The sequence below is a fragment of the Aestuariibaculum suncheonense genome (genome assembly GCF_014596935.1).
In the GTDB taxonomy this organism is placed as follows: Bacteria; Bacteroidota; Bacteroidia; order Flavobacteriales; family Flavobacteriaceae; genus Aestuariibaculum; species Aestuariibaculum suncheonense.
In genome coordinates, this window is record NZ_JACVXC010000001.1 from 871410 (window position 1) to 886593 (window position 15184).

Below are 15184 nucleotides of genomic sequence, written 5' to 3' on the forward strand. Positions count from 1 at the left end.
TTAAATTATGAAGATTATTTGCATCGGTAGAAATTATACCGAACACATTAAAGAATTAGAAAACGAAAAACCAACCGATCCGGTGGTTTTTTTAAAACCGGATACTTCGATTTTATTGAAGAAACAGCCGTTTTTCATTCCAGACTTTTCAAACGACGTGCATCACGAAGTAGAAATTCTGGTTAAAATCAATCGTATTGGTAAGCATATCGATAGAAAATTTGCTCATAAATATTACAGTGAAATTGGTTTGGGTATTGACTTTACGGCCCGCGATGTACAAAACGAATTGAAAGCTAAAGGACTCCCTTGGGAAAAGGCAAAGGCGTTTGATGGTACAGCTGTGATAGGTGAGTGGTTGCCGGTTTCTGATTTCGAGGACATTAACGCTGTTGAATTTTCGTTAAAAAAGAACGAAAAAATTGTACAATTGGGAAATACCAGCCACATGCTTTGGAAAATTGATGAATTAATAGAATATGTTTCGAAATATTTCACTTTAAAGATTGGAGATATTATATTTACAGGAACTCCATCTGGCGTTGAAAAAGTGAATGCAAACGATAAGCTTAAGGGCTATATAGGAGATAAAGAAATGTTTTCAATAACAGTAAAATAAATGGAACAACATTACAAATTAGATAGAGTACGCGAATTAGCAGATAACGACGAGGATTTTATTAAAACCTTGGCAGAAGCCTTTTTAGAAGAAGTGCCGGAAGATGCCGAGCGTTTAAAAAAGGCTGTCGCTGAAAAAGATTATGAAACTGCTTATCAGGCCGCTCATAAAATGAAACCAACGGTAGACTTATTCGAATTAGGGGTTTTAGATACCTTAATAGAAGTACAGGACTGGGGCAAGTTCACTAAAACCGATTTAGATATAACAAATCAGTTAGAGGTAGTTATCACTGCAGTAGAAAACGCCGTAGCAGAAATAAAATCAGACTTTAATATATAGAGAATTACATGTTAGCCGAAATCATCACCATAGGAGACGAACTTCTAATCGGTCAAGTTATTGATACCAATTCTGCGTTTATTGCAAAGCAACTCAATAAAATAGGGGTGTCGGTGTATCAAATAACTTCGGTTCAGGATGATAAGGAACATATTTTAAAAGCATTAAAGGATGCAGAGTCTAATGTGGATGTCGTGATTCTTACCGGAGGATTAGGGCCGACAAAAGACGATATCACTAAAAAAACGATTGCCGAATATTTCGGAGATACTTTAGTTAGAAGCGAAGCGGTTTTAAAAAATATTGAAGCCATTTGGAGCGGACATGTTAGCGGACTTTTGCTTCAGGTGAATAAAGATCAGGCTTTGGTGCCGTCTAAAGCTAAGGTGCTCATGAACCGTTTAGGAACAGCACCAGGTATGTGGATGGAAAAGGGAGATAAGACCTTTATATCGCTTCCAGGTGTGCCACACGAGATGCAGGCCTTGGTTGAAAACGACGTTATTCCAAAAGTTAAAGGCAAATACAACTGTCCGTTTATCTTACATAAAACCTTACTGGTATATGGTTTAGGGGAAAGTGCCTTAGCCGAACGTATTGAAGCTTGGGAAGATGCTTTGCCTAAATACATTAAATTAGCATATTTGCCGAGTTTGGGAAAAATGCGTTTGCGTTTATCGGCAAAGGGTTTCGATGAAACCGAATTACGTAAAAATGTCGATGCCGAAATCACAAAGGTGATTCCTTTAATTCAAGATGAATTCTTTGGATTAGAGGATGAAGAAGGATCAGTAGAAGTGGTTATTGCGAAAAAGCTAACTGCTTTAGGTAAAACTTTAGCTATGGCCGAAAGTTGTACAGGAGGAAAGATAGCCGAACAATTCACATCGCATCCGGGAGCGTCTTCGTATTTTAAAGGCGGTGTGGTAACGTATTCAACACAATCAAAAATCAATATTTTAGGAATTTCAAAAGACCTTGTAGAAGAATATTCTGTAGTAAGTAAGGAGGTTGTAGAGGCGATGGCAAAAAATGCCTTGGAACTATTTCAATCAGACTTTGCGGTGGCAACAACCGGTAATGCCGGACCTAGTAAAGGCGATTCTGACGCCGAAATAGGAACCGTTCATATTGCTATTGCTACAAAAAATGAGGTCTATTCAGAAAAATTTATGCTCGGTAATCAGCGTATAAAAGTTATAGATAAAGCCGTAAATAAGGCTTTGGAAATGGTATTGAAAGAAATTTTTAAAAATTGATTAAAATTAAGTTGTTACAAATGAAAGAATTTGTATATTTGCACCTCGATTTTAAACAACAAAGAATTTTTAAAGTTATATAATAATGTCAAGAGTTTGTGAACTAACAGGAAAGAAGGCAATGGTTGGAAACAACGTGTCTCATGCTATGAATAAAACTAAACGCAAATTTAATGCGAATTTAGTTAAGAAACGTTTTTACATTCCAGAAGAAGACAACTGGATAACTTTAAAGGTTTCTACATCTGCATTAAAGACTATCAATAAAATTGGTATTTCTGCAGCATTAAAAGAGGCAAAGTCTAAAGGATTTTTAAAATAATAAGCCACATTTAATACGATAGAAAAATGGCAAAGAAAGGTAATAGAATACAGGTAATTTTAGAGTGTACTGAGCACAAAGAGTCTGGACAACCAGGAACTTCAAGATACATTACTACAAAAAATAAAAAGAATACGCCAGATAGAATGGAGATTAAGAAATTTAATCCTATCCTTAAGCGTATGACTGTTCACAAAGAAATAAAATAATAATTAGTCATGGCAAAGAAAACAGTAGCATCGTTACAAACGTCTTCTAAAAGATTAACAAAAGCGATTAAAATGGTTAAGTCACCAAAAACTGGTGCTTATATGTTTGTTGAGTCTATCATGGCTCCTGAATTAGTTGATGATTACTTCAAACAAAAGTAAAAACAAACTTTTTTAAGATATACAAAGCTGCTTTCATTTCGAAAGCAGCTTTTTTATATTTATATTTGACAGGTATCTGCCATAATTACCGAAAATAATTGTGGTAAGAAATTTGACTATCATGTTTTAGTCGTTTTTAAACAATCAGGTTTAGCAAGGCGATTAACATAGTAACCAACCAATAAAAGTGAACAATGAGCTTTTTTAAAAAAATATTTTCTTCAGAAAAAAAGGAAACTCTTGATAAGGGGTTAGAAAAATCAAAAACCAGTTTTTTTGGTAAATTAAGTAAGGCTGTAGCAGGAAAATCTAAAGTCGATGATGAAGTTTTAGATAATCTTGAGGAAGTATTGGTTAGTAGTGACGTAGGTGTAAATACCACCTTAAAAGTTATTGAGCGTATCGAAGAACGCGTGTCTAAAGATAAATATTTAGGAACCGACGAACTGAATCAGATTTTACGTGAAGAAATAGCAGGTTTATTAAGTGAAACAAACACAGGAGAGGAAACCGAGTATACTATTCCAGATTTACCGCCACAGTCCGACGGCACCAAAACGCCTTATGTTTTAATGGTCGTAGGAGTGAATGGTGTTGGAAAAACCACTACGATCGGTAAGTTAGCCTATCAGTTTAAGAAAAAAGGCTTGAACGTAGTGTTAGGCGCAGCCGATACCTTTAGAGCGGCAGCCATCGACCAGCTTCAGGTTTGGGCAGATCGCGTTGATGTACCGTTAGTAAAACAGGCTATGGGAAGTGATCCGGCTTCGGTAGCCTTCGATACCCTAAAAAGTGCCGTAGCGCAAGATGCGGATGTGGTGATTATCGATACTGCCGGACGTTTGCATAATAAAATCAACTTAATGAACGAGCTTACCAAAGTGAAACGTGTGATGCAGAAGGTTGTTACCGATGCACCTCACGATGTATTGTTGGTGTTAGATGGTTCTACCGGACAAAATGCTTTCGAGCAGGCCAAACAGTTTACAGCAGCTACTGAAGTGACATCCTTAGCAGTTACTAAATTAGACGGTACAGCTAAAGGGGGTGTGGTTATCGGTATAAGTGATCAGTTTAAAATCCCGGTGAAATACATTGGCGTAGGTGAAGGTATTGAAGATTTACAGGTGTTTAATAAATTCGAGTTTGTAGATTCGTTCTTCAAATAGAACAAAATATAAAATAAGTTTAAAGCGGTTAATTTCTGTAATTAACCGCTTTTTGTTTTCAAATAAAGGTTTCACAGAGATATTAAGGTTAAATTTCAAGTCAGATTTCATTAGTAAATTCTTAACTGAAAAATCGACAATGATTATGTATCTTTGCACCCTGATTTAATAGAAATTATGCGTACAAAATCACTTAAAAAGAACAAGATTAATGTAGTAACCCTTGGATGTAGTAAAAATGTTTACGACAGCGAAGTGTTAATGGGACAACTAAAAGCCAGTGGTAAAGATGTTGTACATGAAGAAGAAGGTAATATTGTTGTGATTAATACCTGCGGATTTATCAATAACGCCAAAGAAGAAAGTGTAAATACGATTTTAGAGTATATGCAGAAAAAGGAAGATGGTGAAGTAGATAAAGTATTTGTTACAGGATGTTTAAGTGAGCGCTATAAGCCGGATTTACAAAAGGAAATTCCGAATGTCGATCAGTATTTTGGAACGACTGAGTTACCAGGGTTATTAAAAGCTTTAGGTGCCGATTATAGACATGAATTAATTGGGGAGCGTTTAACGACGACGCCTAAAAATTATGCCTATTTAAAAATAGCTGAAGGTTGCGATCGTCCGTGTAGTTTCTGTGCGATTCCTTTAATGCGTGGAAAGCATAAAAGTACGCCTATCGAAGACTTAGTAACCGAAGCAGAAAAATTAGCAGCTAATGGGGTTAAAGAGTTAATCTTAATTGCTCAGGATTTAACCTATTACGGACTCGATTTATACAAAAAGCGTAATCTTGCAGAGTTATTGGAGGCTTTAGTGAAAGTGGATGGTATCGAGTGGATTCGTTTGCATTATGCCTTCCCGACAGGGTTTCCAATGGACGTGTTAGAGGTGATGAATCGTGAGCCTAAAATCTGTAATTATTTAGATATTCCGTTACAGCATATTTCAGATGACATATTAAAGAGTATGCGTCGCGGGACGACTAAAGAGAAAACGACCAAATTACTGAAAGACTTTAGAGCAGCTGTTCCAAACATGACGATTCGTACCACATTAATCGTTGGATACCCGGGAGAAACTCAGGAGGATTTTGAAACGCTTAGAGATTGGGTTAAGGAGATGCGTTTCGAACGTCTAGGATGTTTTACCTATAGTCACGAAGAAAATACGCATGCCTATACTTTAGAGGATGATGTCCCTGAAGAGGTAAAACAAGAGCGTGCCAACGAAATCATGGAAATTCAGGCACAGATTTCCTGGGAATTAAATCAGGAGAAAATCGGACAAGAATTTAAAGTGGTTATCGACAGAAAAGAAGGAAACTATTTTGTGGGCCGTACGGAATTCGATTCGCCGGATGTGGATAACGAGGTATTAATTGATGCCAGCACAGCATACTTAAAAACCGGAGTGTTTACTACAGTTAAAATTACAGAGGCTGCCGATTTCGATTTGTATGCTGAAGTAGTTTAATTAGACGGTTAGATCAGTTAGATTTTTAGAGCCTTAAAAGTTTTTGTGTGAATGCTTATGCTTTTAGTGGGCATGAGGGTTTCGTTGATTTTTGTTAAAGGAATAATTCTCAGACTATTATTGTTTGTTTTTGGGTCAAGACAATGGTGAAACACATCATGAGTTCCGCGAAACAATAGACATAGACGAATAAAAATGAACGTATCCAAACCATTTCTTTGTTTAAGATTTTCTAATTTAGATTATTAAATTTATGATGTCAAAGAATATGAATTTATTTTCAGAAGCGCTTGATACTGCATTTATAAAGCCAATAAGTGTTTTAGGTATTCCAAATACAGGAAAGAATTACATTTCTATTGATTTATCTGAAACGAATGAAAAGTTAATAGATGTCGATGTCTCTTCTTCTGAAAAATTTAGTCAGTATATTGAAACCTATCTGAGAGATCATAATTCAGATGTCGCCTATGGCGGTTATCTGGAGTCACGAAACATTTACAAACGCAGCACTCATTTTAATCAGCAAAATAGCGATACAGAACGCAATATTCATTTAGGTGTCGATTTGTGGTGTCCGAAAGGAACAAAAGTTTTGGCAGCTTTAGATGGTGAAATTCATAGTTTTAGAAATAATACGAATTACGGAGATTACGGACCTACCATCATTTTAAAGCACGTGGTTCAGAAAATGGATTTTTACGCCCTTTACGGGCATTTAAGCTTAGAGTCGATAGAAGGTTTGAAAGAAGGAGATAAAATAAAACAAGGCGAATGTATTGGCTATTTAGGGGCATCTCAGGTTAATGGTGATTATCCGCCGCATTTACACTTTCAGATTATAAAAGATTTACAAGGTTTTATAGGTGATTATCCCGGGGTTTGCAGTAAAGCCGATTTAGAGTTTTATAAAACCAATTGCCCTGATCCTAATATATTACTCAAGCTATTTTAAATATAATCTTTCAATTCTTCTTTGAGTTTGTGGTAGGCTCTTAATTTACCTTTTAATAGCTCTTCTTCAGATTTGGATTCTGAAATTGAAACAGGTTGGTCGAAGCCATTGTCAATAACTTCTATTGTTATTTTATCACCTCGTTTTAAAGGACTATTAACCCATTTTACATGCTGCTGTGTCTCTGAGATTAAACCGGAAACACTTAATTCTAATCCTTCTTCAGGATGATGTTCTCTTCTAAAAGAATTTAAAATACAGGAAATGATAAAATTTTGGTCTTCAAGTCCGGCATTGGTTAGTAATTCATCATTTAAAGACACTCTAAATCCGCAGTTATTGTTCATGATATTTTAGGATTAATTAAATGTAATATAAAAAAAATCCGACAAATATATCGGATTTTTTATTTTTATCTCTGTTTTACAGGAGTAATATTAATCTTCAACAAGAACCCATTCACCTTTGGCTAATAGAGGTTCAGCTTGTTTGAACTTTACGGTTTTGTTTTCACCACTTATGACGTTTTTAATAGTAACATGATCATTACGACCAATTTTGGCATGCTCGCGTACAATGGTTTCTGTTACTTGAGGTCGCTGCTGTTGTGTATTACCAGCGGCTCTACTTTGTGCAGAACGCTCATCTAAATTAGGAATTTCCTCTTTTTGAGTGTTTAATTTTTCCTGTCTGCGTTCTCGGGCCTCATGAATGGTTTCTTGAGTTTCCTGAGGTAATTCACCTTTAAATAAGAAGGAGATTACATCTTTATTCACCTGGTCAATCATCGCTTTGAATAGCTCAAAAGCTTCAAACTTGTAAATTAATAACGGATCTTTTTGCTCGTGAACCGCTAATTGTACCGACTGTTTCAACTCATCCATTTTACGTAAATGCGTTTTCCAGGAATCATCAATAATAGCTAATGCAATGTTCTTTTCGAAATCGGTAATTAATTGTTTACCGTTGGTTTCGTAAGCTTTTTCAAGATCGGTAACCACATTTAAGCTCTTAATACCGTCGGTAAACGGTACCACGATACGCTTGAATCGGTCACGTTGGTTTTCGTAAACATTTTTAATCACAGGGAAGGCGATTTCTGCATTACGAGCCATTTTTTCTCTATAATGATCAAATGCTGCACGATATACTTTAGACGTAATGTCCTGAACTGAAAGTTTGCCAAACTCAGCTTCCGTAATAGGCGAACTTAATGAGAAATAACGAATCAATTCGAATTCGAAATTCTTAAAGTCGTTAGCCGCTTTGTTTCCTTCTGAAATATTTTCAGCGGTATCAAATATCATGTTTGCTAAGTCTACACGAAGACGCTCACCAAATAAAGCGTGGTGACGACGTTTGTAAACCACCTCACGTTGTGCATTCATAACGTCATCATATTCTAATAAACGCTTACGAACACCAAAGTTGTTTTCTTCTACTTTTTTCTGAGCACGCTCGATAGATTTAGAGATCATAGAATGCTGAATAACTTCACCTTCTTTAAGACCCATTCTGTCCATCATTTTCGCGATACGCTCACTACCGAACAAACGCATTAAGTTATCTTCAAGCGATACGTAGAACTGTGAACTTCCCGGATCTCCCTGACGACCGGCACGACCACGCAACTGACGGTCGACACGACGTGAATCATGACGCTCGGTACCAATAATCGCTAAACCACCGGCTTTCTTAACCTCATCGGTTAATTTAATATCGGTACCACGACCCGCCATATTCGTAGCAATGGTAACCTGACCCGGACGACCTGCTTCAGCAACAATGTCAGCCTCTCTCTTATGTTGTTTCGCGTTTAAGACGTTGTGAGATATTTTGCGAATACTTAACATTTTACCAAGTAATTCACTAATCTCAACCGAAGTGGTACCAATTAATACGGGTCTACCAGCCTCTGATAATTTAACAACCTCGTCAATAACGGCGTTGTATTTTTCACGTTTGGTTTTGTAAACTAAATCGTCTCTGTCATCACGAGCGATAGGGCGGTTGGTTGGAATTTCAACCACGTCTAATTCGTAGATTTCCCAGAACTCACCAGCCTCGGTAACTGCTGTACCCGTCATACCAGATAGCTTGCGGTACATTCTAAAGTAATTTTGAAGCGTTACCGTAGCAAAAGTTTGTGTAGCATCTTCAATTTTTACATTTTCTTTCGCTTCAATAGCCTGGTGTAAGCCGTCTGAATAACGACGACCATCCATAATACGACCGGTTTGCTCATCGACAATCATAACTTTGTTGTCCATAACAACATATTGAATGTCTTTTTCAAACAGCGCGTAAGCTTTTAATAACTGGTTTAAGGTGTGAATACGTTCAGACTTTACCCCAAAATCTTTGTAAAGCTCTTCTTTTAAAGCCGCTTCTTCTTCCTTAGATAAGTTTTGCTGCTCAATTTTGGCAATTTCTAATCCGATTTCAGGAAGGATAAAGAAATTAGGATCGTCTTTTCCAGAAATGAAATCAACGCCCTTATCGGTTAACTCCACCTGATTATTTTTTTCTTCAATTACATAGTACAACTCTGCATCAACCTTTGGCATTTCGCGGTTGTTGTCCTGCATGTAGAAGTTTTCAGTTTTCTGTAATAATTGTTTAACGCCTTCTTCACTTAAGAATTTAATAAGGGCTTTATTTTTTGGCATACCACGGTATACACGTAACAATTGGAAACCACCTTCTTTCGTGTCGCCTTCTTTAATTAACTTTTTAGCTTCAGCTAAAACACCGGTTAAATATTTACGTTGCACCGCAACGATGTTATCAACTTTCGGTTTTAGTTCGATAAACTCGTGACGCTCGCCTTGAGGAATGGGGCCGGAGATGATTAACGGCGTACGGGCATCATCAACTAATACGGAATCGACCTCATCGACAATTGCATAGTGGTGCGGACGCTGTACTAAATCGTTTGGCGAGTGCGCCATATTATCACGTAAGTAGTCGAAACCAAATTCGTTGTTGGTACCGTAGGTGATATCGGCATTGTAAGCATTTCTGCGACCTTCAGAGTTTGGCTGGTGATAATCAATACAATCTACTGTTAAACCATGGAACTGGAATAATGGTGCCATCCAGGCGCTATCACGTTTTGCTAAGTAGTCGTTTACCGTTACCAAGTGTACCCCTTGCCCAGCCAGGGCATTTAAGTAAACCGGTAAGGTGGCTACCAAGGTTTTACCTTCACCCGTTTGCATCTCAGCAATTTTACCCTGGTGCATTGCTACACCACCAATAAGCTGCACATCGTAATGAATCATATCCCAGGTGATGGCTTTTCCTGCGGCATCCCAGGAATTAGCCCAGGTGGCTTTTTCACCTTCCAGTGTTACATAATCTTTAGAACTTGATAATGTTCTGTCAAATTCGTTGGCTGTAACGGTTATCGAGGTGTTGTTAGCAAAACGCTTTGCAGTTTCTTTTACAACCGCAAACGCTTCAGGTAGTATATCGTTTAAAACCGATTCGGTTTTTTCGTAAACCTCATCTTTAAGTTTATCGATATCGGCGTAAATATCTTCACGACGATCGATATCATCGGTGTTTTCGGCTTCTTCAAGAAGGCCGTTTATTTTCTCGTTTAAAGGTTTAATAGCTTCGGCAATAAGACCTTTAAATTCGGTAGTTTTAGCACGTAAAGCATCGTGAGACAAGCCTTCCAAAGTCGCTTCGAAGGATTTTATTTTATTGACTATAGGTGTGATGGCTTTAACATCTTGTTTCGATTTGTCGCCAACAAATACTTTAAGTACAGAATTTAAAAAACTCATGTGTATATATGTTATTTAATTCCAGGGTGTGCCCAGAAATGTTTCAGTTAGTTAACTGTATGAATGGCTTCAAAGATACAGTTTGTAATGTGTTTTTATAAAGATTAGGAACAAAAAAAAGCCTCGATTCGAGACTTTTTAACGTTTTCTTATGCTTTATATTAATATTCGTCCTCGTTCCAGAGGTAATCTTCATCTGAGGGATAGTCTGACCAAATTTCCTCTATTGAATCGTAAGCGTCGCCTTCATCTTCAATAGCCTGCAAATTCTCGACAACTTCTAAAGGTGCTCCAGTTCTAATAGCATAATCTATCAACTCATCTTTTGTTGCCGGCCAAGGAGCATCGCTCAAATAATTTGCTAATTCTAAAGTCCAATACATGTTATATGCGTTTTAATTTTGTGCAAAAATAATTTTTTAGATTAAACATGCAAGAAAAAAATCATTTATTTAACGGTAATTTAAAAGAACGTATTTTTTTACATGAAAAACTTAGAAATTAATAGTTGCGTTACTAAAAATTAATAATTTGTTTTCTCGTTAAGTTATGAATTTAGGATTTTTCTGGAATCCATTTAATTTCATTTGCTTGCAAGTCGTAAGACAACTTCCGTGCCAACACAAAAAGGTAGTCAGATAGGCGGTTTAAGTAGATTAAACAGTTCGAATCGACAGGTTCTATGTCATTAAGAGCAGTAGCCAAACGCTCGGCCCTGCGGCACACACAGCGTGCTATGTGACAGAATGACACGGTTTGATGTCCGCCAGGAAGCACAAAGTGTGTCATAGGCGGTAAAGCGGCATCCATGGTATCCATTTCCTGTTCCAAGCGGGTAATATCGGCTTCAGATATTTTAGGAATGTTTAAGCGTTCTTTACCGTTTTTTAAAATCGCTTTTTCCGGATCGGTAGCCATAATAGCGCCTACGGTAAACAGGCGGTCCTGAATATGGATCAAGGTGTCCTGATACATAGGATTGATAGTCTGGTCTCTGATGAGTCCGATATGCGAGTTTAATTCGTCTACCGTGCCATAACTTTCAATGCGTATATGGTGTTTTGGTACACGGGTACCGCCAAACAAGGCAGTCGATCCTTTATCTCCGGTTTTAGTATAAATTTTCATGAGTGTTATTTAAGCTTTAAAGCGTATTACGAAGTTATAAGTAATAAATTAAACCTTAAAAGGAATTGTTGGGAATTTTTATGGCTTTCTGTTATATACGAATCGTAAAATGTTCTTTAACCTGTTCTTTTCTAAAGAAGACAAAACCCCAGTAAAACGTATCGATAGTCACTTTTACTTTAGGGTGCTGTTTAATGGTTTCCCAGGCTTCGGTCATACCTTCCGACCAGTAAATGTCATCAAAAATAAATACAGAATCGTTATGCGCTGATTCCAATAAGGCTTCAAAATAATTGAGTGTCGCTGCTTTTGCATGATTGCCATCAAAGAATACCAGATCGTAGGTGTTGGTTGTTAAGGTTTCAATAGCACTGCTGAATTCCGAATTTATGAGTGTGATGTTGTTTAAGTGCTGCAAATGCTGCTTACTGAATGTAGCAATACTCGGGCAGCCTTCAACAGTTGTGATTTTAGTATGGTTTCCAAGCGCCATGGCCTGAGTGCTTAGCCCTAAAGAAGTGCCTAATTCTAAAACCGACTGGCATTCTAAATAATTAACCAAACGGTATAATAGTTTAGTACGTTTTAATGGCGTTCCGGAATGTCTGGCAATAGATTGAACCGATCTTGTGTTTAGAGTGGTACTGTGAGATCCAGCGCCTAAGTCGGTTATAGTGATACTTTCCTTATTGGAAATTAATTGTTTTCTGTAATTAGTAATGGCTTTGTAAGCCGGATAGTTTTTACGGTCGTAAAAACATTTAGTTACCAGACTGTAAACAAAAGGAGAGTGTACCCCATGCTGATTGGTGGAGCGTATTAAGAATTTCAGATATTGCGAAACTTGGTATTTCATATGGTATGCTACTTGAACTAAAAAAGATGCTGAACCAAGTTCAGCATGACAAAAGGTATTGTCATTCCGAACTTGATTAGCTAGGCTGAATCTTCGATTTCGGAATCTAAATCTCGTTTTACCCCTCCAGCTTAGACGATAACTCAAACCAGCGTTCTTCTTTCGCTTCAATGGCATCAATAATCTCCTGAAGTTTTAGAGATAGGTCGTTGATTTGATCCTGCGTTAAATCCGGATTATTAAACTTGGCTTCCATTTCCTTTTTGTCATAGGCTAAAGAATTCAGCTTACTTTCAATGTTTTTAAGTTCTTTCTCCTCATTATAACTCAGCTTGCTGGCTTCGTTCTGTTTCCACGATTTTTTTTCTTTCTTATCTTCGGTAACCGTTGGTTCGGCTGGTTGGCTGTCTTCATACACGCGGTAGTCGGTGTAATTTCCAGGGAAATCTTCAATCACACCATCGCCTTTAAAGACCAAGAGGTGATCGACCACCTTATCCATAAAGTAACGGTCATGCGACACCACAATAATACAACCCGGGAAGTCCATTAAAAAACTTTCCAGAACATTAAGGGTGACGATGTCTAAATCGTTGGTGGGCTCATCGAGAATTAAAAAGTTAGGATTCTGAATAAGCACCGTACATAAGTATAAACGCTTGCGTTCGCCACCGCTTAGTTTTTCAACAAAATCGTATTGCTTTTTTCTGCTGAATAAAAAGCGTTCCAGAAGCTGTTGCGCACTAATTTGTCGCCCTTTCTTTAAAGGAATATAATCACCAAACTCACGAATGACATCAATAACCTTTTGTTCGGGTTTTATCTCAATACCATTCTGGGTATAGTAACCAAACTTAACCGTTTCTCCTGTAATCACTTTTCCGCTATCGGGTTGGGCGGTTTGGGTAAGGATGTTCAGGAAAGAGGTTTTACCGGTTCCGTTTTTACCAATAATCCCGACACGTTCGCCTTTTTGAAAGGTATAGTCGAACTTGTCTAAAATAACCTTCTCTTTAAAGGCTTTAGAGACTTTATGGAACTCCAGAATTTTACTTCCCAGGCGTTCCATATTCAGTTCCAGTTGCACTTCGTGGTCTTTACGACGCTGGTGTGCCCGGTGTTTGATATCGCTGAAATCGTCAATACGCGACTTCGATTTGGTGGTACGGGCCTTAGGCTGGCGTCGCATCCACTCTAATTCTTTTTTAAAGAGTTGCTTGGCTTTACCCGTTTCGGTTTCAAATTGCTCAATACGGGCTTCGCGCTTCTCTAAATAATAGGAATAGTTGCCTTTATAACTGTATAGCTGGCCTTCATCCAGCTCAATAATTTCATTACATACGCGCTCTAAAAAGTAACGGTCGTGCGTGACCATAAACAGGGTGATGTTTTCCTTGGCAAAGAAGGCTTCCAGCCACTCTATCATTTCCAGATCCAGGTGGTTGGTAGGCTCATCCAGAATCAGTAAGTCTGGTTTATTGATTAGAGCATTGGCCAGCGCCAGACGTTTCTTTTGTCCGCCGGATAACGATCCGACTTTCTGATGCAGGTGTTCCAGCTTCAGTTTAAAGAGAATCTGTTTGTACTGGGTTTCAAAATCCCAGGCCTGATGCAGTTCCATTTGCTCGAAGGCTTTCTGGTAGGCATCGGTATCTTCCGGATTTTCAAGGGCTTTTTCGTAATTACCAATAACCTTTAAGATGTCGTTATCGCTGGCAAAGATGGTTTCTTCCACCGTAAGCTCTGGGTTAAATTTTGGGTCCTGAGATAAGAAGGATACCGTAATGTCTTTTCGGTAAGTGACCTGCCCAGAGTCAGGCGTGTCTTCACCGGAAATGATACGTAAAATAGAGGTTTTTCCGGTTCCGTTTTTAGCAACAAAGGCTATCTTCTGGTCTTTGTGGATGCTAAAGGAAACGTCCTGGAACAGGGTAAGTTCTCCGTAGGATTTCGATATGTTTTCGACAGTTAAGTAATTCAAAAGCTATAATTTTTTGCAAATAACGTATAAAAAACCAAAAATACGGGTATATATTTTATTGTTCCCCCTTAAAAGTTATATTTGTGATAAAGCTAAGCTCCATATGATTAAACAATTGTTCGGTATCTTCTGTCTTGTAATGAGTGTATTGTGCAGCTCATGTATAACCAATAAAGATGTGGTGTATTTACAGGATAAAGGACATGTGACAGCAAGTGATTCACTTCAAATTCAAGCCTTATCGAAACCCTATCGCGTTCAGGTGAATGATATTTTAAGTATTGATGTTAAGGCATTAGATGAAGAGCTGGTTGCCATTTTCAATCCCACGACCTCTTCTTCTAATAATGGGGGACGTGGTTCAGAGCAGGCCCTTTATTTTACCGGTTTTACAGTAGATTTACACGGAAACATTGAGTTTCCTATTCTTGGAGAATTGAATGTCCTGGGCTATACGGTAGAGGAAATTGAGGCTATGGTAAAGCGGGAGCTATTAGCGCAATATTTTAAGGAAACCGCGCAGATTTTTGTGACGGTTAAGCTGGCCGGATTAAAGTATACCACTTTAGGAGAGATGAGTGCCGGAACCCATGTGATATACCGCGATCGCGTCAATATCCTGGAGGCCATTGCCAACGCCGGGGATATTCGGGTAACAGGAGATAGAAAAGATGTGATGATTATTCGTCAGTATCCACAAGGCCAAAAAATACATCATATCGATCTGACCGATATTAATGCAATGAAATCGGAGTTTTACTATATTCAGCCTAATGATATTATTCTGGTGAAGCCTTTAAAACGTAAAGCTTTAGGAGGTGGCCAGACCGCTGTGCAAAACCTGACCACCATTGTTAGTGTGTTTTCGGTATTGGTAAGTACTTATTTTATTATACAAAGTTTATAAGA

The 15184-nt window shown here is 37.9% G+C and carries 16 protein-coding genes; 10 read left to right on the forward strand and 6 right to left on the reverse strand.

Features of this window, described 5'->3' with window-relative positions:
• Window positions 1–7 precede the first annotated feature (7 nt).
• The 9 genes from ICJ84_RS03930 to ICJ84_RS03970 all read left to right on the forward strand — a co-directional run bounded on the left by ICJ84_RS03930 (window position 8) and on the right by ICJ84_RS03970 (window position 6516).
• Window positions 8–619, forward strand: a complete 612-nt coding sequence (locus tag ICJ84_RS03930; RefSeq protein WP_188215042.1) for a fumarylacetoacetate hydrolase family protein — start codon at window positions 8–10, stop codon at window positions 617–619.
• Entirely contained in the window at window positions 620–961 is a 342-nt protein-coding gene (locus ICJ84_RS03935; protein WP_188215043.1) for an Hpt domain-containing protein, read from the forward strand.
• A gap of 8 nt (window positions 962–969) precedes the next feature.
• A complete protein-coding gene (locus tag ICJ84_RS03940; protein WP_188215044.1) occupies window positions 970–2220 on the forward strand; it encodes a competence/damage-inducible protein A in 1251 nt (416 codons plus the stop codon).
• Window positions 2221–2305: 85 nt separating this feature from the next.
• Window positions 2306–2542 carry a 50S ribosomal protein L28 gene (gene rpmB, locus ICJ84_RS03945; protein WP_188215045.1) on the forward strand — a complete coding sequence of 79 codons (237 nt, stop codon included), beginning with the start codon at window positions 2306–2308 and terminating at the stop codon, window positions 2540–2542.
• Between the two features lie 26 nt (window positions 2543–2568).
• On the forward strand, window positions 2569–2751 hold the full coding sequence (gene rpmG / locus ICJ84_RS03950) for a 50S ribosomal protein L33 (RefSeq protein WP_007648529.1): 183 nt from the start codon (window positions 2569–2571) through the stop codon (window positions 2749–2751).
• Window positions 2752–2760: 9 nt separating this feature from the next.
• Window positions 2761–2913, forward strand: coding sequence for a DUF4295 domain-containing protein (locus ICJ84_RS03955; protein WP_188215046.1), 153 nt, complete (start codon window positions 2761–2763; stop codon window positions 2911–2913).
• A 194-nt stretch (window positions 2914–3107) separates the two neighbouring features.
• Window positions 3108–4082 (forward strand): signal recognition particle-docking protein FtsY, encoded by a 975-nt coding sequence (gene ftsY, locus ICJ84_RS03960; RefSeq protein ID WP_188215047.1) that lies wholly within the window; start codon window positions 3108–3110, stop codon window positions 4080–4082.
• 177 nt (window positions 4083–4259) lie between these two features.
• On the forward strand, window positions 4260–5561 hold the full coding sequence (gene rimO, locus ICJ84_RS03965; protein ID WP_188215048.1) for a 30S ribosomal protein S12 methylthiotransferase RimO: 1302 nt from the start codon (window positions 4260–4262) through the stop codon (window positions 5559–5561).
• 253 nt (window positions 5562–5814) lie between these two features.
• Window positions 5815–6516, forward strand: coding sequence for a peptidoglycan DD-metalloendopeptidase family protein (locus ICJ84_RS03970; RefSeq protein WP_241748678.1), 702 nt, complete (start codon window positions 5815–5817; stop codon window positions 6514–6516).
• Here the strand turns inward: ICJ84_RS03970 and ICJ84_RS03975 are convergent.
• The 6 genes from ICJ84_RS03975 to ICJ84_RS04000 all read right to left on the reverse strand — a co-directional run bounded on the left by ICJ84_RS03975 (window position 6513) and on the right by ICJ84_RS04000 (window position 14275).
• Window positions 6513–6863, reverse strand: coding sequence for a hypothetical protein (locus tag ICJ84_RS03975; RefSeq protein ID WP_188215049.1), 351 nt, complete (start codon window positions 6861–6863; stop codon window positions 6513–6515). The two genes, ICJ84_RS03970 and ICJ84_RS03975, sit on opposite strands and share 4 nt — an antisense overlap.
• A gap of 90 nt (window positions 6864–6953) precedes the next feature.
• Window positions 6954–10310: a preprotein translocase subunit SecA gene (gene secA / locus ICJ84_RS03980; RefSeq protein ID WP_188215050.1), complete on the reverse strand. Its 3357-nt coding sequence runs from the start codon at window positions 10308–10310 to the stop codon at window positions 6954–6956.
• A 161-nt stretch (window positions 10311–10471) separates the two neighbouring features.
• Window positions 10472–10693, reverse strand: a complete 222-nt coding sequence (locus tag ICJ84_RS03985) for a DUF2795 domain-containing protein (RefSeq protein ID WP_188215051.1) — start codon at window positions 10691–10693, stop codon at window positions 10472–10474.
• A 172-nt stretch (window positions 10694–10865) separates the two neighbouring features.
• Window positions 10866–11438, reverse strand: a complete 573-nt coding sequence (locus ICJ84_RS03990; protein ID WP_188215052.1) for a cob(I)yrinic acid a,c-diamide adenosyltransferase — start codon at window positions 11436–11438, stop codon at window positions 10866–10868.
• Between the two features lie 91 nt (window positions 11439–11529).
• Window positions 11530–12294 (reverse strand): O-methyltransferase, encoded by a 765-nt coding sequence (locus ICJ84_RS03995; RefSeq protein WP_188215053.1) that lies wholly within the window; start codon window positions 12292–12294, stop codon window positions 11530–11532.
• A gap of 118 nt (window positions 12295–12412) precedes the next feature.
• Window positions 12413–14275: an ABC-F family ATP-binding cassette domain-containing protein gene (locus ICJ84_RS04000; protein ID WP_188215054.1), complete on the reverse strand. Its 1863-nt coding sequence runs from the start codon at window positions 14273–14275 to the stop codon at window positions 12413–12415.
• Between the two features lie 103 nt (window positions 14276–14378).
• On the opposite strand from ICJ84_RS04000, the gene ICJ84_RS04005 reads away from it, so the two are divergent.
• Complete coding sequence (locus tag ICJ84_RS04005) at window positions 14379–15182, forward strand: polysaccharide biosynthesis/export family protein (protein WP_188215055.1); 804 nt, start codon at window positions 14379–14381, stop codon at window positions 15180–15182.
• The last annotated feature ends 2 nt before the right edge of the window (window positions 15183–15184 follow it).